This is a genomic window from Rhizobium sp. PAMB 3182, from assembly GCF_052908355.1.
The window spans coordinates 1,768,452-1,784,607 of the sequence record NZ_CM128607.1 but is presented as its reverse complement, the minus strand read 5'-3'; the positions used below and the strand labels follow the sequence as shown (position 1 = coordinate 1,784,607).

Annotated in this window: 14 protein-coding genes; 10 read left to right on the top strand and 4 right to left on the bottom strand. The window is 63.9% G+C overall.

The genetic code is table 11. From position 1 onward, the window contains the following. Positions 1 to 90 precede the first annotated feature (90 nt). The 3 genes from ACU5AZ_RS08900 to ACU5AZ_RS08890 are packed head-to-tail and all read right to left on the bottom strand — an operon-like array spanning position 91 to position 3,029. Positions 91 to 948 carry a carbohydrate ABC transporter permease gene (locus tag ACU5AZ_RS08900; protein ID WP_446825637.1) on the bottom strand — a complete coding sequence of 286 codons (858 nt, stop codon included), beginning with the start codon at positions 946 to 948 and terminating at the stop codon, positions 91 to 93. Continuing rightward, positions 945 to 1,829 carry a carbohydrate ABC transporter permease gene (locus tag ACU5AZ_RS08895; RefSeq protein ID WP_446825636.1) on the bottom strand — a complete coding sequence of 295 codons (885 nt, stop codon included), beginning with the start codon at positions 1,827 to 1,829 and terminating at the stop codon, positions 945 to 947. Before ACU5AZ_RS08895 ends, ACU5AZ_RS08900 begins: the two co-directional genes overlap by 4 nt. A 39-nt stretch (positions 1,830 to 1,868) precedes the next feature. After that, positions 1,869 to 3,029: a Gfo/Idh/MocA family protein gene (locus tag ACU5AZ_RS08890; protein ID WP_446825635.1), complete on the bottom strand. Its 1,161-nt coding sequence runs from the start codon at positions 3,027 to 3,029 to the stop codon at positions 1,869 to 1,871. A 292-nt stretch (positions 3,030 to 3,321) separates the two neighbouring features. Between ACU5AZ_RS08890 and ACU5AZ_RS08885 the strand changes: the two genes are divergently transcribed. From ACU5AZ_RS08885 to ACU5AZ_RS08850, 8 genes are all read left to right on the top strand, one after another. Next, positions 3,322 to 3,957 (top strand): TetR/AcrR family transcriptional regulator, encoded by a 636-nt coding sequence (locus ACU5AZ_RS08885; protein WP_446825634.1) that lies wholly within the window; start codon positions 3,322 to 3,324, stop codon positions 3,955 to 3,957. Next, on the top strand, positions 3,950 to 4,915 hold the full coding sequence (locus ACU5AZ_RS08880) for an HlyD family secretion protein (RefSeq protein WP_446825633.1): 966 nt from the start codon (positions 3,950 to 3,952) through the stop codon (positions 4,913 to 4,915). Before ACU5AZ_RS08885 ends, ACU5AZ_RS08880 begins: the two co-directional genes overlap by 8 nt. Next, positions 4,912 to 5,874, top strand: coding sequence for an ABC transporter ATP-binding protein (locus tag ACU5AZ_RS08875; RefSeq protein ID WP_446825632.1), 963 nt, complete (start codon positions 4,912 to 4,914; stop codon positions 5,872 to 5,874). The genes ACU5AZ_RS08880 and ACU5AZ_RS08875 overlap by 4 nt, the downstream gene beginning before the upstream one ends. Further along, positions 5,871 to 7,007 (top strand): ABC transporter permease, encoded by a 1,137-nt coding sequence (locus ACU5AZ_RS08870; RefSeq protein WP_446825631.1) that lies wholly within the window; start codon positions 5,871 to 5,873, stop codon positions 7,005 to 7,007. Before ACU5AZ_RS08875 ends, ACU5AZ_RS08870 begins: the two co-directional genes overlap by 4 nt. Positions 7,008 to 7,127: 120 nt before the next feature. Continuing rightward, the gene (gene trxC / locus ACU5AZ_RS08865) at positions 7,128 to 7,571 is read left to right on the top strand and encodes a thioredoxin TrxC (protein ID WP_446825630.1); all 444 of its coding nucleotides are present in this window, start codon (positions 7,128 to 7,130) and stop codon (positions 7,569 to 7,571) included. A 101-nt stretch (positions 7,572 to 7,672) separates the two neighbouring features. Continuing rightward, positions 7,673 to 7,873 carry a YgaP family membrane protein gene (locus ACU5AZ_RS08860; RefSeq protein WP_446825629.1) on the top strand — a complete coding sequence of 67 codons (201 nt, stop codon included), beginning with the start codon at positions 7,673 to 7,675 and terminating at the stop codon, positions 7,871 to 7,873. A 20-nt stretch (positions 7,874 to 7,893) separates the two neighbouring features. Continuing rightward, the gene (locus tag ACU5AZ_RS08855) at positions 7,894 to 8,883 is read left to right on the top strand and encodes an efflux RND transporter periplasmic adaptor subunit (protein ID WP_446825628.1); all 990 of its coding nucleotides are present in this window, start codon (positions 7,894 to 7,896) and stop codon (positions 8,881 to 8,883) included. Further along, positions 8,880 to 12,071, top strand: coding sequence for an efflux RND transporter permease subunit (locus ACU5AZ_RS08850; protein WP_446825627.1), 3,192 nt, complete (start codon positions 8,880 to 8,882; stop codon positions 12,069 to 12,071). Before ACU5AZ_RS08855 ends, ACU5AZ_RS08850 begins: the two co-directional genes overlap by 4 nt. Positions 12,072 to 12,102: 31 nt before the next feature. Here the strand turns inward: ACU5AZ_RS08850 and ACU5AZ_RS08845 are convergent, their stop codons facing one another. Next, on the bottom strand, positions 12,103 to 12,606 hold the full coding sequence (locus tag ACU5AZ_RS08845; RefSeq protein WP_446825626.1) for an RrF2 family transcriptional regulator: 504 nt from the start codon (positions 12,604 to 12,606) through the stop codon (positions 12,103 to 12,105). Between the two features lie 134 nt (positions 12,607 to 12,740). Between ACU5AZ_RS08845 and cydD the strand changes: the two genes are divergently transcribed. Together cydD and cydC are read left to right on the top strand one after the other, a co-directional pair. Then, the gene (gene cydD, locus ACU5AZ_RS08840; RefSeq protein WP_446825625.1) at positions 12,741 to 14,432 is read left to right on the top strand and encodes a thiol reductant ABC exporter subunit CydD; all 1,692 of its coding nucleotides are present in this window, start codon (positions 12,741 to 12,743) and stop codon (positions 14,430 to 14,432) included. Next, a complete protein-coding gene (gene cydC, locus ACU5AZ_RS08835) occupies positions 14,429 to 16,087 on the top strand; it encodes a thiol reductant ABC exporter subunit CydC (RefSeq protein WP_446825624.1) in 1,659 nt (552 codons plus the stop codon). The genes cydD and cydC overlap by 4 nt, the downstream gene beginning before the upstream one ends. Positions 16,088 to 16,156: the final 69 nt, after the last annotated feature.

Genomic DNA, 16,156 nt, shown 5'->3' with positions numbered 1-16,156 from the left:
AAGGCGCCGGGTTGACATCAGTCACTCCCTTCCCGGGGCCTTGCTCTAATCCGCACACAGCTTTCTCGATGCCGTCCACGAAATCTGTTGTCATGTCTTCACGGCTCCCGCCGTCATGCCGGCCACCAGGTAGCGCTGCAGGAAAATGAAGACGATGAAGACCGGAAGAATGCCGAGGAAGCAGGCGGCCATCAGCTCGTTCCAGATGACTTCCTGGCGTCCGAAGAAGGCGTAGAGTCCGACGGACAGCGGCATGTATTCGGTCTTGGAATTAAACGTCAGCGCAAAGATGAACTGCTGCGCGTAGATCGTCAGGAAGGAATGGATCGCAACGACCGCTATTCCCGGCAAGGCGAGCGGAATGATCACCCGCCGGAAGGTGTAGAGGCGCGATGCGCCGTCGACGAGTGCTGCTTCTTCCAGTTCCCTCGGAATGCGCAGCATGTAGGTGCGCAAAAGCCAGATGCCGGTCGGGATGACGAAGGCGACACCCGGAACGATCATGGCGAAATAGGTGTTGAGCATGCCGAATGTGCGCATCAGGCGGAACAGCGGGATGAGCAGGACGGCGCCGGAGAACATGTTGACTGCCAGGAAGCCGCCCATCAGCGGCCCGCGTCCCTTGAACTCGAAACGGGCAAAGGCATAGGAGGCCGGCACGATCAGGAACAGCGAGATGATCATGCCGACGCCGGCGATGAAGATCGAGTTGACGATGTAGCGGCCAAGCAGCGGCACGCGCTCCCACATGGTGTGATAGGCCTCCAGCGAGGCGTCGTCCGGCCAGAAGCGGTAGGGTGAGGAGAAGAGGTGCGACAGCGGCTTCAGCGAAACGAAGAAGCCTTCCACGAAGGGTGCCAGCACGAAGCTGAGGAACAGGAGGATGCCGGCATAGATGCCGATCTTCTCGTACCAGGTGTAGCGGTTGATCAGCGCGCTCGAGCTCATCGTGCAGCCTCCCCGGAGAAGCGGTTGACCATGCGGAAATAGAGCCAGCAGAACAGCGACAGGAAGATGGTGATGAGCACGGCGCGCGCCGCACCTTCGCCGAACTTGTAGGCACCGATGGCCGTGCGATAGGTGTCGATGATCATCGTCGTCGTCTGGCCGCTCGGCCCGCCCTGGGTCAGGATCCAGATGATGTCGAAGGAATTGAAGGTCGAGATCAGCGAGATCATCGACATGGTGATCATGGCCGGCACGATCAGCGGCAGGGTGATGCGGCGGAAGCGGTAGAAGCGGCCGGCACCGTCGGTCCAGGCGGCCTCATAGAGATCGGTGGGGATCGATTGGATGGCCGCCAGCAGATAGATCGTCACGAAGGGAACGCCGATCCACACGTCGGTGACGATCGTCGCCCAGAAGGCGGTCGGTCCGGTCGAAAGGATGGGGAAGGGCCCGTCGAGGAAGCCGAAGCGCTGCAGCAGGCCGGAAATCATCCCGAACTGGCCGTTGTACATCCATCCCCACATGAAGATGCCGATGGCCATCGGCACGATCCATGGCGGCATGGTCAGCAGGCGAAACAGCGTGCGACCCGGCACGGCCGCGTTCAGCAGGACTGCGGCGCATGTGCCGATGATCATCTTGAAGAGGACGGAGAAGAAGGTCCACACGAAGGTCCGGACGATGATGTCCGAGAAGCCACGGCGAAAGATCTTGGTGAAGTTCTCGAAGCCGACCCAGTCATAGGTCCGTTTGAGGGAGGCGTCGGTGAAGGAGAGCTTGATGGTATCGATCAGCGGATAGGCGACGATGATGAGGACATAGATCAGCGCCGGGAGCAAAAGCATCCAGGCAAAGAGCACCGCACTTCGTCTTGTCGTCATTCCCTGCATTCAAGCTCCCCTTTATTGTTTTGTGCTTGATTATGCGGCCTGTGCCTGGAGTGCGGCGTCGAACCGCGCCCATATGGGCCTCATGTCGATCACCGATCGCGTCCGTCGGGCCTCGTCCATGGCCATTGCCAACACCCCGGCTTCCATGGCGTTGAGGGCCGAGACCGGCAGCGGCGTGCCGTTCTTCATGTGATCGAGAATGTCTTCGGCCATCTGCTCGTCGGCGCCGTAGTGCTGCGAGAGCGCGGTGCGCGTATTGTAGCGCTCCTCGATGACCTTCTTGCCGGTATGCGCGTCGTGGACGTCGACATAGCCGCGGATGAAGTCGCCTTCCGCCATGCCCTTCGAGCCGATGACGCAGAAGCGGCGAAACTGGTCCGGAACGTTGAGATTGGTGTGGAAGGTCATCGCCACGCCGTTCTCGTATTCGACGATCGCCGTCTGGAAGTCGATGATGTCGGCATCGCTGTCGAACACCTTGTCCGAGCCCATCCAGCCGCTCGGCTTGCGGTGGTAGACTTCCATGTCGTTGGTACCCTGATTGGCGGGCGAGTTCTGCGGAATGAAGCTCTTGCGGCCGCCGAAGCTCGCGACCCGCTCCGGCCGGCAGCCGACCACGCCGTTATAGAGGTCGAGGTCGTGGCAGCATTTCTCCAGCATGAAGCCGCCGGCATAACGCTCGTAGCGGCGCCAGTCGCGCATGAAGAAGGCGCCGTGATAGGGCTCGATATGCTCGGAGGCCTCGATCGAGACGACTTCGCCGAGCAGGCCTTCCGCCTGTGCGGCGCGCAGCTTCTTGTAATGCGGGGAGTAGCGCAGCACGAGGCCGACCATCAGGCGGTCGTGGCCGTACTTGGCGAGCAGGTGGGCAAGCTCGTAGGTCTGTTCGAGCGTCGTGACGATCGGCTTCTCGGAGAACACCTTGCAGCCGGCTTCGAGGCCGATGCGGATATGTTCGAGATGCATGTGGTTCGGAGAGCCGATCATCAAGAGGTCGAAGGTCTCGTTGGCGATCAGTTCCTGTGGCGTCTCATAGACGTTGCCGGGCGAAATGCCGTGTTCGTCAAGGGTCTTCATGCCGGCGGGTGCCGGGTCGACATAGCCAGCGATCTGGAAATCCTTGTCCAGGGCATTGAACACATAACTCAGATATCCGAGACGGTAGCCGAGACCGATGATACCTACTCTCATTGATGGGACCCTTTACGATACGTCGTGTTTTCGTAATTTATTTTCTTAGGCTGTGACAAATTTTCGTCCTAGTCAATCGAATTTCGGGCCGAAACGCGAAGTCTATGAAATTCATTTTCAAATTCGTCAGGTTGGTTGATTTTTTATCCGACAGTTATTGAATTTTTTCAAGCCCCTTCCGCAACCCGCCGCGGAAGGCCGGTGTTGCGCCGGAAACAGGGGATTCGACACGCCTAAATTTTGCAATTATATAAATGACCAGTCAGTTATTTATTGTCCGGAGAAAAGGTCTATGCCGCAACCGCCGAAGTTCCGCCGCAGGCCGACCGCGCGCCCGGACGAGGTCCTGGATGCGGCGCTCGATCTCTTCATCGAACGCGGCTTTGCCATGACCCGCGTGGAGGATATCGCCGAGCGCGCCGGCATATCCAAGGGGGCGGTCTATCTCTACTTCCCCAACAAGGAAGCGCTGATCGAGGCGATCGTGAAGCGGGCCTTGGTGCCCGTCGCCGAGAGCGTCGCGCAGGTGGCCGAAAACCTCACCGGCGATCCGGCCGAAGACATCGTCCGGATGATCCATCTCGTGGGCCGGCGTCTCGGCGATCAGAGAGCCGCCGCCGTTCCGCGGCTCATCCTGTCGGAAGCCAAGCTCTTTCCAGACCTTGCCGCGATGTATCGCCGGGAAGTGCTCGACCGCGGCCTCGGGGCGGCGAAAGTCATCCTCGAACGGGGCATGCAGTCGGGACGCTTCCGCCGAATTGATCCTGATCATGCCGTGCGCGCCGTCGTCGGTCCATTGATTGCAAACCTCATTCTCTTCCAGGTGTTCGGGCTGGGAAGCGCAGAGGCCGAGGCACAGGAAAGCTTCATGCGGTCCCACATCGACATCCTGATGAACGGATTGCTGCGGGAGAAAGACGATGAATGACGTGCAATCCTGGCTTGGCGCAGCATTCACCGGCCTGTTGAGCCTCTTCTCAACCGCCCAGCCGGATGGTTTTTCCGGCTATGTCGAGGCGGATTACACCTATGTGGCGCCGCTCGTCTCCGGTCGCCTGGAGCATGTCCATGTGAAGGAAGGCGAGACCGTTGCAGCCGGCGCGCCGCTGTTCGATCTCGACGACACCGCGGCGGCAAGCGCGGTGGCTCAGGCCAAGGCGGAGGCCGATGCTGCGGCGGCCGAGCAGCGAAATCTGGAGACCGGCGCGCGCGAGGCGGATCTGGAGGTTATCCGTCAGAACCTGCAGCAGGCGCAGCTGACGCTGCAGCAGGCGACGGCGGATGCCTCCCGCATCCGCGCGCTGGCGGTGCGCGGCGTCGCCACCTCCGCCGATCGCGACAAGGCCGACACCGCCCTGCAGCAGGCGGCGGCCGAGGTCCGGCAGCTGAATGCCCAGCTTGCATCGGCGGAGCTGCCGGCCCGGCCGGAGCAGATTGCCGCCGCAAAGGCAAAGGCCGAGGCCGCCGGACAGGCGCTCGTGCAGGCGCAAACCGCGCTCGGCTATTATCACGTCGTCGCACCCGTAGAGGGCAGGGTCGACCGGCAGTTTCTCAAGGCCGGTGAAGTGTCCGGCCCGTCTGCGCCCGTTCTGTCGATCGTGCGGACGGGGGACCTCAAGCTGCGCTTCTTCGTGCCCGAAGCCGAACGGTCCCATTTCGCTATCGGCGCCCGGGTCGTGGCCGAATGCGACGGTTGCGACGGTGAGGTCGCGGCCACGGTCACCTACCAGGCGTCCGAGCCGGAATTCACGCCGCCGCTGATCTACAGCCGCGATGAGCGCGGCCGGCTTGTCTTCATGACGGAGGCCCGTCTGGATGAACGGGGCTTCCGCCCGCCTGTCGGCCAACCGGTGATGGTTCGTGCCGCGGATGGTTCAAGCCGATGAGCAGCGGCGAACAGGAGCGCGAGACGGTCATCGACGTGACCGGCCTGACGAAGGTCTTCGGCGCCAAGACGGTGGTCGACGATTTCGACATTCGTGTTCCGCGTGGCGCCATCTACGGCTTTCTCGGTCCGAATGGCAGCGGCAAGACGACAACGATCCGCATGCTCTGCGGCCTGCTGACGCCGGATGCCGGTTCGGGCACCTGCCTCGGCATGGACATCCGGACCGACAGCAACCGGATCAAGGAGCGGGTCGGCTACATGACCCAGAAATTCTCGCTCTATGAGGACCTGTCGATCCGCGAAAACCTCGATTTCATCGCCCGCATGTACCGGCTGGATCGAAGGCGCGAACGCGTCGAGCAGGCGCTCGAAGATCTGGGACTACGAAACCGCGCCCACCAGCTGGCCGGCGAGCTTTCCGGCGGTTGGAAACAGCGCCTGGCGCTGGCTGCCTGCATGCTGCACGAGCCGGACCTGCTGCTCCTCGACGAGCCGACCGCCGGCGTCGATCCCAAGGCGCGGCGCGAATTCTGGGACGAGATCCGCCGCCTGTCGCGCCGTGGCGTTACCGTGCTTGTCTCCACTCATTATATGGACGAGGCGGTGCAATGCGAGTTCATCGCCTACATCGCCTATGGCCGCAAGCTGATCGACGGACGCACCAGCGACATTCCGGACCAGGTCGGCCTCGAGACCTGGAATGTCGAGGGCCCGAACCTCACCGCGCTCGAAGATGATCTGCGGGGGCAGCCGGGCGTCGACCAGGTGACCCGCTTCGGTACCGCGCTGCACGCCTCCGGCACGGATCATGAGGCGCTTGCAAAGACGGCCGAGACGTTGCGTGAGAAAGACAAGTCGCGCGAATGGACACGCCACAAGGCCGGGCTTGAGGACATCTTCATCTACCTGATGTCGAGCTCCAAGGACAATTTCGGCGGCCGGGAGCCGGAGGCATGATGTCCGGTCTTTCCTTCAGCCGTTTCCTCGCGGTCCTGGTCAAGGAATTCATCCAGATGCGGCGCGACCGGGTCACCTTCGCCATGATGGTGGCGCTACCGATCGTCCAGCTATTGCTCTTCGGCTACGCCATCAACACCGACCCGCGCCATTTGCCGACCCTCGTCGACATCCGCGACAGCGGGCCGCTGACGCGGGCGCTCATCGCCGGGCTCAACAATTCCACCTATTTCGACATTCGCGGCGCGGTTTCCGGAGAAAGGCAGGCCGAGGAAGCCTTTGCCGCCGGCAGGGCGACCTTCATCATCGTCGTCCCCGGCAATTTCGAACGTGATGTCGTACGCGGCGAGAAGCCGGCGGTGCTGCTTGCAGCCGACGCTTCCGATCCAACGGCGACCGGCGGCGCGATCGGCGCGCTGAACGGCATCATCGAGGCAGCACTCACCGACAGCCTGCCGGGCGCCCTCAAGCACCTTGCGCCGCAGGCGCCGCCCTACGACATCGTCGTGCACAAGCATTTCAATCCGGCCGGCGTCACCGCCTTCAACATCGTCCCCGGCCTGCTGGCGATCATCATCTCCATGACGATGATCATGATCACCGCAGTTGCCATCGTGCGGGAGACCGAGCGCGGAACGATGGAGACGTTGATCTCGACCCCGGTCCGGCCCGCCGAGGTGATGCTCGGCAAGATCCTGCCTTACGTGCTGGTCGGCTATGTGCAGACGCTGGTCTTTCTGATAATCGCGCTCGTGCTCTTTGCGGTTCCCTTCGAAGGCAGCGGCTGGGCCTTCCTTGCAGGGCTCAACCTGTTCATCGTTGTGAACCTGGCGCTCGGCTTCCTGTTTTCGACGGTGGCCAGGAACCAGATGCAGGCTATGCAGATGTCCTTTTTCTTCATCCTGCCGTCTGTTCTTTTGTCGGGCTTCATGTTCCCCTTCGCCGGTATGCCCGCCTGGGCGCAGGTTGTCGGCAGCGTCATTCCGGCCACCCACTTCGTCCGCATCGTCCGCAAGGTGATGCTCAAGGGGGCGGGCATGGGCGACATCGTGCCGGACATGACCGCGCTCGGCCTGATCATGTTGGTGATCACGGCCATCGCCATGCTGCGCTACCGCCAGACGCTCGACTGACGTCGACGGCTTCGCGGCCGGCATCCCGGCGCAAAGACTTGACCGTGATCAAGTTCCCTCTGCAACGCCTATGCAATAGTCTTCATGTCGGAGATCACGGCGAAGACGAGGAGGCCGGATGTGACAGAAGCGCATCAGATCGTGTGCCCGTCCTGCGCGGGCATCAACCGGTTGCGGACCGACCGCGATCCGCTGGCGGCAAAATGCGGGACGTGTGGGTCGCTTCTGTTTTCGGGCCATCCGATCGAGGTGAACGGAGCGCGTTTCAGCCGCCAGATCGAGAAGAGCACGGTCCCGGTGGTCGTTGACGTCTGGGCGCCCTGGTGCGGTCCGTGCCGGTCGATGGCGCCGGCCTTCGAGGCGGCGGCGAAAAGGCTTGAGCCGAAGGTCCGGTTCCTGAAGCTTAATTCCGACGATGAGCAGGAAACCGCCGGCCGGCTGTCGATCCGGGGCATTCCGACCATGCTGCTCTACAGGAACGGCCGCGAGGTGGCGCGGGTATCGGGCGCCATGGGCGAACGGCAGATCGTCGACTGGCTGACGTCAAGCCTCGCAGCTCACTGAAGCGGCATCCCGAGATCAGGGGAGGAGCACAGACAGAAGGGCCCTTGAAAACCCGGTCAAACAAAAATATATGAATTTCACTATATATTATGGAGGTTCAGATGAACGTTGATCGTGCAGTTCTCGGCTTTGCCGGTTTCATGGTGCTCTTGTCTCTGGCGCTGACCTACGCCGTCAGTCCCTATTTCGTTTGGCTGACCGTCTTTGTCGGCGCCAACATGCTGCAATCGGCCTTCACCGGCTTCTGCCCGGCGGCCATGATCTTGAAGAAGCTCGGCATCAGGCCGGGCAACGCATTCTGATGAAAGCAGGGGATACCGAAATGGGGTGGAAAGCCTTCGTCTTGTCGGGCGCCCTGGCGCTTGGCCTCGCTGGCGGCGCGGTTGACGCCGCAGCCGAGACACTGCGCCTGGAACCGGCCAGGATGACCGAATGGAAGGCTGTCTACGGACGGGTGGAGGCGCGCGACAGCGTTCCCGCCCGTGCCCGTCTCGGCGGTACCATCATCGAGCTGAACGTGACCGAAGGCGATACCGTCAAGGCCGGTGACGTGTTGGCCGTGGTCAAGGATGACAAGATCGATTTCCAGGTCGCGGCCATCAATGCCCAGCTTTCGGGCCTGCAGGCATCGCTTGCCAATGCGCAGAGCGAACTGAAGCGCGGCGAGCAATTGTTGAAGAGCGGCGTGACGACGACGCAGAGGCTCGACCAGTTGCGCACCCAGGTCGACGTCATCACCAACCAGATCGGCGCGGCCGAAGCAGAGCGCGCCGTCATCGAGGAGCAGGCAAAGGAAGGTCAGGTGCTGGCGCCGGTCGACGGCAAGGTTCTGGCCGTGCCGGTCACCCGCGGCGCCGTGGCGCTGGCGGGTGAAACCGTCGCCACGGTCGGCGGCGGCGGTTTCTTCCTTAGGCTCGCCATCCCGGAGCGGCATGCGGCCACCCTGAAGCAGGGCGCCGGAATAGAGATCGACGGTGTCGACGGCACCAGCGCGACGGAAGGCCGGCTCGCCAAGATCTATCCCGAAATCGACAATGGCAGGGTAATCGCCGATGTCGAGGTCGCCGACCTGCCGACCGCCTTCGTCAACGCCCGCGTGCTGGTCCGCCTGCCCGTCGGCAGCCATGACGCACTGCTCGTGCCGAAGGCCGCCGTCGTCAACCGGTTCGGGATCGACTATGTCTCGGTGACGGCCGGCGACATCACCTCGGAACGCGCCGTCGTCACCGGCCAGACGATCTCGGACAATGGCAAGGACATGGTCGAGATCCTGACAGGCCTTCAGGCCGGCGAAGAGGTTCAGCTGCCATGAAGCACGGCCTTGGAATTGCCGGCGGCCTGACGAAGACCTTCATCTCGTCGCCGCTGACGCCGCTCTTTCTGCTTGCCGCCTTCGCGCTGGGCCTCATCGCCCTGATGACCCTGCCGCGCGAAGAAGAGCCGCAGATTTCCGTCCCCATGATCGATATCCTCGTCAAGGCCGAGGGGCTGAAGGCGGAGGATGCCGCCAAGCTCGTCACCGAGCCGCTGGAGACGATCGTCAAGGGCATCAACGGCGTTGAACACGTCTATTCGGAGACCAGCGACGATCAGGTCATGGTCACGGTGCGCTTCCTCGTCGGCACCTCCGCCGATGCGGCGGTGCTGCGTGTCCACGACAAGATCATGGCCAATATGGACCGCATTCCGGTCGGCATTCCCGAGCCGATGATCGTCGGCCGCACCATCGACGATGTGGCGATCATGGCGCTGACGCTGACGCCGTCCGAAGACAAGGGCGCCGGCGTCACGGCGAATGACCTGACCCGCATTGCCAGCGAATTGCGCATGCAGCTGTCGACCATCGAGAATGTCGGCCTGACCTACCTGGTCGGCGAGACGGGCGACGCCATCCGCATCGCGCCGATCCCGGAAAAGCTCGCGCTCTATGGCGTAACGTTGCAGCAATTGACCGGCAAGGTGACCGCCGCCAACCGGTCCTTTTCCACCGGCCTCGTGCGCGACGGCGGCAAGCAGATCGACGTCGTCGCCGGCGAGACGCTGCGCTCCCCGGCCGAAATCGGCAATCTCCTGCTGACGACCCGCGACAACCGGCCGGTCTACGTGCGCGATGTCGCCGATGTCTCCTTCGTCACCGATACCGCCGACACGCACGTCTCTTCCGTCACCCGCGGCAAGGACGGCGAACCGGTGCGCGTTCCCGCCGTCACCCTGGCCATCGCCAAGCGCGCCGGCGCCAACGCCGTCGTCGTTTCCGAGGAAATCCTCGCCAAGGTCGATGAGCTCAAGGGCAAGCTGCTGCCGGACTCCGTATCGGTCGAAGTCACGCGAAACTACGGTGAGACGGCGAACGAGAAGGCCAACGAGCTTCTCTTCCATCTCGGGCTGGCGACGCTGTCGATCATCGCGCTGGTCTGGATCGCCATCGGCCGCCGCGAGGCGATGGTGGTGGCGATCGTCATTCCGGTGACGATCCTCCTGACGCTCTTTGCCGCCAACCTGATGGGCTACACGCTGAACCGCGTCTCGCTCTTCGCGCTCATCTTCTCGATCGGCATTCTCGTCGACGACGCCATCGTCGTCATCGAGAACATCGCGCGCCACTGGGGCATGGGCGGCAGCGACCGGCGGCAATCGGCAATCGAGGCCGTTGCCGAGGTCGGCAATCCGACGATCGTCGCGACCCTGACCGTGGTCGCCGCCCTTCTGCCGATGATGTTCGTTTCCGGCATGATGGGCCCGTATATGAGCCCGATCCCGGCGAACGCCTCGGCCGCTATGATCTTTTCCTTCTTCGTCGCCGTCATGGTCACCCCGTGGCTGATGCTGAAGATCGCCGGCAAGGCGGAATTGCATGCCGATACCGATCATAGTAGCGGCGGCCGTCTGGGCCGCGCCTATGCGGCCGTGGCACGCCCGATCCTCAAGACCAAGACCCGCAGCTGGATCTTCCTCCTCGCCGTCGGCGTGGCGACGCTCGGCTCGCTGACGCTGTTCTACACCAAGGACGTGACCGTCAAGCTCCTGCCCTTCGACAACAAGTCGGAGCTGCAGGTGACGGTCGACCTGCCGGAAGGCTCGTCCGTCGAGGATACCGATGCGGTCGTCCAGGCGGTTGCGCGCGTGGCGCTGGCGGAGCCGGAAGTCATCTCCATGCAGACCCATGCCGGAACCGCCGCACCCTTCAACTTCAACGGGCTGGTGCGTCACGCCTATCTTCGCTCCAACCCCGACATGGGCGACGTGCAGATCAACCTGACGCCGAAGAGTGATCGCGACCGCTCGAGCCATGAGATCGCCATCGACCTGCGTGATCGGCTGAAGGCCATCGATGTGCCGGAGGGTACCTCGCTGAAGGTCGTCGAGCCGCCGCCGGGACCGCCCGTCATGGCGACGCTTCTTGCCGAAATCTACGGTCCGGATGCCGAGACCCGCCGCGCCGTGGCGCTCAAGGTCGAGGAAGCCTTCAAATCGGTACCCTTCATCGTCGATGTCGACAATTCCTTCGGCACGCCGGCGCCGCGGCTGCGCGCGACGATTTCCACCGACGACCTCGATTTCTACGGCGTCTCGGAAAGCGATGTCTTCGATACGCTGAAGGCGTTGAACGGCGACACGGTCGTCGGCTATTCGCACCGTGGCGGCGGACGTGCGCCGATCCCGATCGAGATTGCCCGGCCAAAGGGGGCCAGGGTGCTTGACGAACGGTTCCTGTCGACGCCGGTTCCGGCCAATGTCCTGCCCGGCTCGCGCGCCGTCGTCGAACTCGGCGACGTCGTGAAGATCACCCGTGAACAGACGTCCTATCCGCTGTTCCGTCACAATGGCCGCTTCGCCGAAATGGTGACCGCCGAGCTTGCCGGTCAGTACGAAGCACCGCTCTACGGCATGCTGGCCGTCCAGGATGCGATCGACAGCATGGACTGGACGGGTCTGCAGAAGCCGGTGATCTCGCTGCATGGCCAGCCGACCGACGAGAGCCACCCGACGCTTCTGTGGGACGGCGAATGGGAAGTGACCTGGGTGACGTTCCGCGACATGGGCGCGGCCTTCATGGTGGCCCTGATCGGGATTTACATCCTCGTCGTCGCCCAGTTCGGCTCGTTCAAGGTGCCGCTCGTCATCCTGACGCCGATCCCGCTGACCTTCATCGGCATTCTCGGTGGCCACTGGATCTTCCACGCGCCGTTCACCGCGACCTCGATGATCGGCTTCATCGCGCTTGCCGGCATTATTGTCCGCAACTCGATCCTGCTCGTCGATTTCATCCGCCATGCACGCTCCGAAGACCGGCCGTTGACCGAGGTCCTGATCGAGGCCGGCTCGATCCGCTTCAAGCCGATCCTCCTGACGGCGCTCGCCGCCATGATCGGCGCGGCAGTGATCCTCACCGACCCGATCTTCCAGGGCCTGGCGATCTCGCTGCTGTTCGGCCTGGCGTCGTCGACCCTGCTAACCGTCCTCGTCATCCCGGCCATCTACCGGGTGCTGAGGACCTGAGGCGGATCAAACGGGTGAGACGGTGGCCGGCCTAGATCGCGGCCGGCGAAAGCGGTGCCGCCAATCCGGTGCCCGGCGCTCCAGGCGCCGAGCAGCCGACCGGCGGATGCAGTCGCAACAGGACGGCCAGCGCTTCGTTGCCGTTGACGAGATCGGCCAGCGTGACGCGGTCCAGCGAAGCGTAGAAGGCAGAGACAGCATCGCGGATGGCGTTTCTCAGCCAGCAGGCTTCGACGAGCGGACAGGTGTTCGACGGGCTGAAGCATTCGGCAAAGGGCAGGTCGGCCTCGAATAGCCGGAAGACGGCGCCGATGCCGATCTCCTCCGGTCGCCTGGCGAGCTGCATGCCGCCATTGCGCCCGCGCGTGGCGTCCAGAAGGTCGTGTTGCGCCAGAAGTCGCACCACCTGGCCGAGATGATTTTCCGACGCGTTGCACGCCAGGGCGATATCCGACTTTCGGACGATCGTCTCCCGGTTCACCGCACAGTACATCAGTGTCCTGATGGCAAGATTGGTCCTTGTCGTCAGCCGCATGTCAGATTTTCCCCACCACTAAGTCCGTGTTTTACAGGGCCGCGGCAATTTGGGGTTTGATCGAGATCATGGCTGCCCGTAGCGTGGTCATAAAAGATGCATCCAGAATATGTTTTTTAGATTGTTTCGTCCTCATGCCCCCCCATTCCACCGATGATCCGGCCAAACGCGCGCTCGATGCGCTGGAACAGGCAAGCCGCCGGCCGATCCTCGCCGCCGCGTCCATTGCCTGCGCCGCCTCGCTTCTCTGGATCGTCCAGGCCTATGTCGCAGCCGATCTGATCGGAGCACTGGTTGCCGGCACGGCGACGGTGCAGAAGGCGGTGCTTGGCGCCGTGTTGTTCATTGCCTTCGGCCTGCTGCGGCATGGCGGCGAAGCCTATGCGGCCCGCAGCGCGTTTCGTGCCGCTCAATCCGTCGTGGCCGGCGAGCGGCGGCGGATCATCGATCGGGAAAGCAGGGTCTCGCCGCTCGCCTCCAACCGGCAATCCTCCGCGGCGCTTGCGACACTGGTTGGCAACAAGCTCGAACTTCTCATCCCCTGGATGGCGCGCTACCGCGTCGCCGCCATCAAGGTGGCCGTCGTCCCGATCGCCATCCTCCTGGCCGCGCTTTTCTGGTCCTGGGTGGCGGCGCTGATCCTGCTGATGTCCGGGCCGCTGATCCCGCTGTTCATGGCGCTGATCGGCTTTGCCGCGCGGGACGCGAGCGAGAAGCATCTCGCCGAGACCGGCACGCTCAATGGGCTGCTTCTCGAATGGCTGACCGCCGCCTTCGACATCCGGCTCCTGAACGCGGAAGCCGCAACGCTTGCGCGTTTCGAGGACGCGGCCGATAGCCTCCGGGCCCGCACCATGGCGGTGCTGAAGGTTGCTTTTCTCTCCTCGACCGTTCTCGAACTCTTCGCCGCGCTCGGCATCGCGCTTGCCGCCGTCTATGTCGGCTTCAGCCTGCTCGGCACGTTTTCCTTCGGCACCTACGGCACGCCGCTTTCCGTTGCCGGCGGCATCTTCATCCTGCTTCTGGTTCCGGACTTCTTCCAGCCTATGCGGGAACTGGCGGTTGCCTGGCATGACCGGGCGGCAGCGCTTGCTGTGGCAGGCGAAGTGGCGGCGCTGGAAACCGGGGCGGCTCACACCATCCTCGGTTCCGGAAAAAAGCAGCCGCCGCTTGGGGGCGCGCCTGCCGTCCGCGCGGAGGGTGTGGGGCTGTCGATGAGCGCCGGACGGCAGGTCCGCTTTCCGGACTTTGCCATCGAACCCGGCGAGAAGGTCGCGGTGACCGGCGGCAGCGGCGCCGGCAAGAGCACGCTTCTTTATCTCCTCGCCGGCCTGGTGAAGCCCGACCAGGGATCGCTGACGGTTGCCGGCCAGCCGCTGGACGACGAAACGGCGGATGCCTGGCGCGCCCGGACCGGCTATGTCGGCCAGCACCCCCATCTTCTGAATGCGAGCTTGAGAGCCAATCTCGCGTTGGCCGAAAAACATGCGGATGCGGACCGCCTCTCCTCCGCTCTTGAGAGGGCGCAGGCTTCCGATGTGGTCGCGGTCCTGCCGCGCGGGGCCGATACCAGGCTCGGCGAGAACGGCGCGGGTGTGTCCGGTGGCGAAGCCCGGCGGTTGATGATCGCTCGCGCGATCTACGGCAATGCCGACGTCATCCTTGCCGACGAGCCGACGGCTGACCTCGATGCGATGACCGCGGCACGGATCACCGACGCCCTTCTGGCTGCCGCGCAATCGGGCGCGACCCTGATCGTCGCCACCCACGACCCGGCGCTGATTACCCGCATGGACCGGGAAATCCGGCTGGAGGCCCATCCATGAACGCGCTTTTCAAGGTCTTTCGCCGCGTCTGGAGCGGCCATTTCGGCTCGTTGCTGCTGGGCGTCCTGTTGTCGGTGACGGTGACCGCGGCCAGCATGGCGCTGCTGGGGCTGTCCGGCTGGTTCATCACCGCGGCGGGCGTCGCCGGCGGGGCAGGGGCCGGCCTCGTTTTCGACGTCTTCCGCCCCAGCGCCGGCGTGCGCATGCTGGCCTTCGGTCGGGCCGCCGCCCGCTATGGCGAACGCCTGACCACCCATGACGCGACGCTGCGCGGCCTGGCACGTCTCAGGGTGTCCGTGCTTGCCGCCATGCTGCGCCGCCCCGCACTTGTCCTCTCCAGGCTCCGCGGTTCCGAGCGCCTCAATCGCCTGACAATCGACATCGATGCCCTCGACGGTCTTGCCCTGCGGCTGGTCATTCCCTTCACCGCCGCCGCCATTACCTTTGTCGCCGCCTATCTGCTTCTGGCATGGCTGACGACGCCGCTGATCGCCGGCTGGCAGATCGGCGGCTTCCTTGTCGGCATCGCGGTTGCCACCCTCATGATCCTGAGAAAGGCCCGCAAGCCGTCGCGCCTCGGCCAGATGGCGATGCAGGCGCTGCGCATGCGCGTCATCGACATGATGCGCGCCCAGCCGGAACTGGCGGTTGCCGGACGGCTCGACGATTGGCGCCTGTCGGTCATGGATGCGCAGGATCGGCTGCAGACCGCCGGCGATGCGGTCGACCGCGCCGAACATCGCTCGGCCATTCTGATCACCGGTTTTGCGACAATTGCCGCCGGCGGTTCGCTTCTTCTCGGGGCACTCGCGACCTTGAACGGGACGCTGGATGCCGCCCACGCCGCCCTCGGCTTCTTCGCGGCCCTCGCCCTCGCCGAGATCGCCGCACCGCTCGCCCGCGGTATCGGCGAACTGGGCCGGATGACGGATGCGGCCCGCCGCATCGAGGCCGAGTTCACCGCAGCGGTTCCGACCTCTGCCGCCGATCGGACGTCGCCTCAGACGACTTCGTCTCCTGCCGCTCCGGTGCTGAGTTTCGAGACCGTTTCCCTCGTGCAGGGTGGACGGCCGTTGCTGAAGACACTCTCTTTCGACATCCACGCCGGCGAAATCGTCGCACTCACCGGCCCCAGCGGTTCCGGCAAGACGACGCTTCTCAATCTGGCGCGCGGCCTTCTCGTGCCGGACAGGGGAGTCGTTTCGCTGGCGGGCAGGCCGGTCCTTGATCTCGCCGAGGACGATGTGTCGCATCTCGTCGGCTACCTGCCACAACGTGCCGCATTGGTCGGCGGCAGCATCGCGGATAACCTTCGCCTGGCTCGTCCGGACGCATCCGACGAAGAGATGATGGCTGCGTTGCAGATCGCTGCGCTTGACGCTGTGATCGCGGAAAAAGGCGGCCTGGAATTTCGTCTCGGGGAAGGCGGAGGCGGCCTTTCCGGCGGAGAGAAGCGTCGGCTGGCCTTGGCCCGGATGGTGATCCGGCGGCCGCGCCTCCTGCTTCTCGACGAGCCGACCGAAGGGCTTGACGGCGCGACGGCGGAGACTGTTCTGGCGCGCCTGCAGGCCGCCTTTCCCGAAGCCGCGATCCTGGTCGCGGCCCACCGCGCGGCCGAGAAGGCCTGGGCGCATCGCCTGATATCGCTCTCCTGAAAACCTCTGCCGGCTGCGGCAACGGGGGTGCGACAATAAGGTGCGCGAAAAATGCATCTTATTGACGTG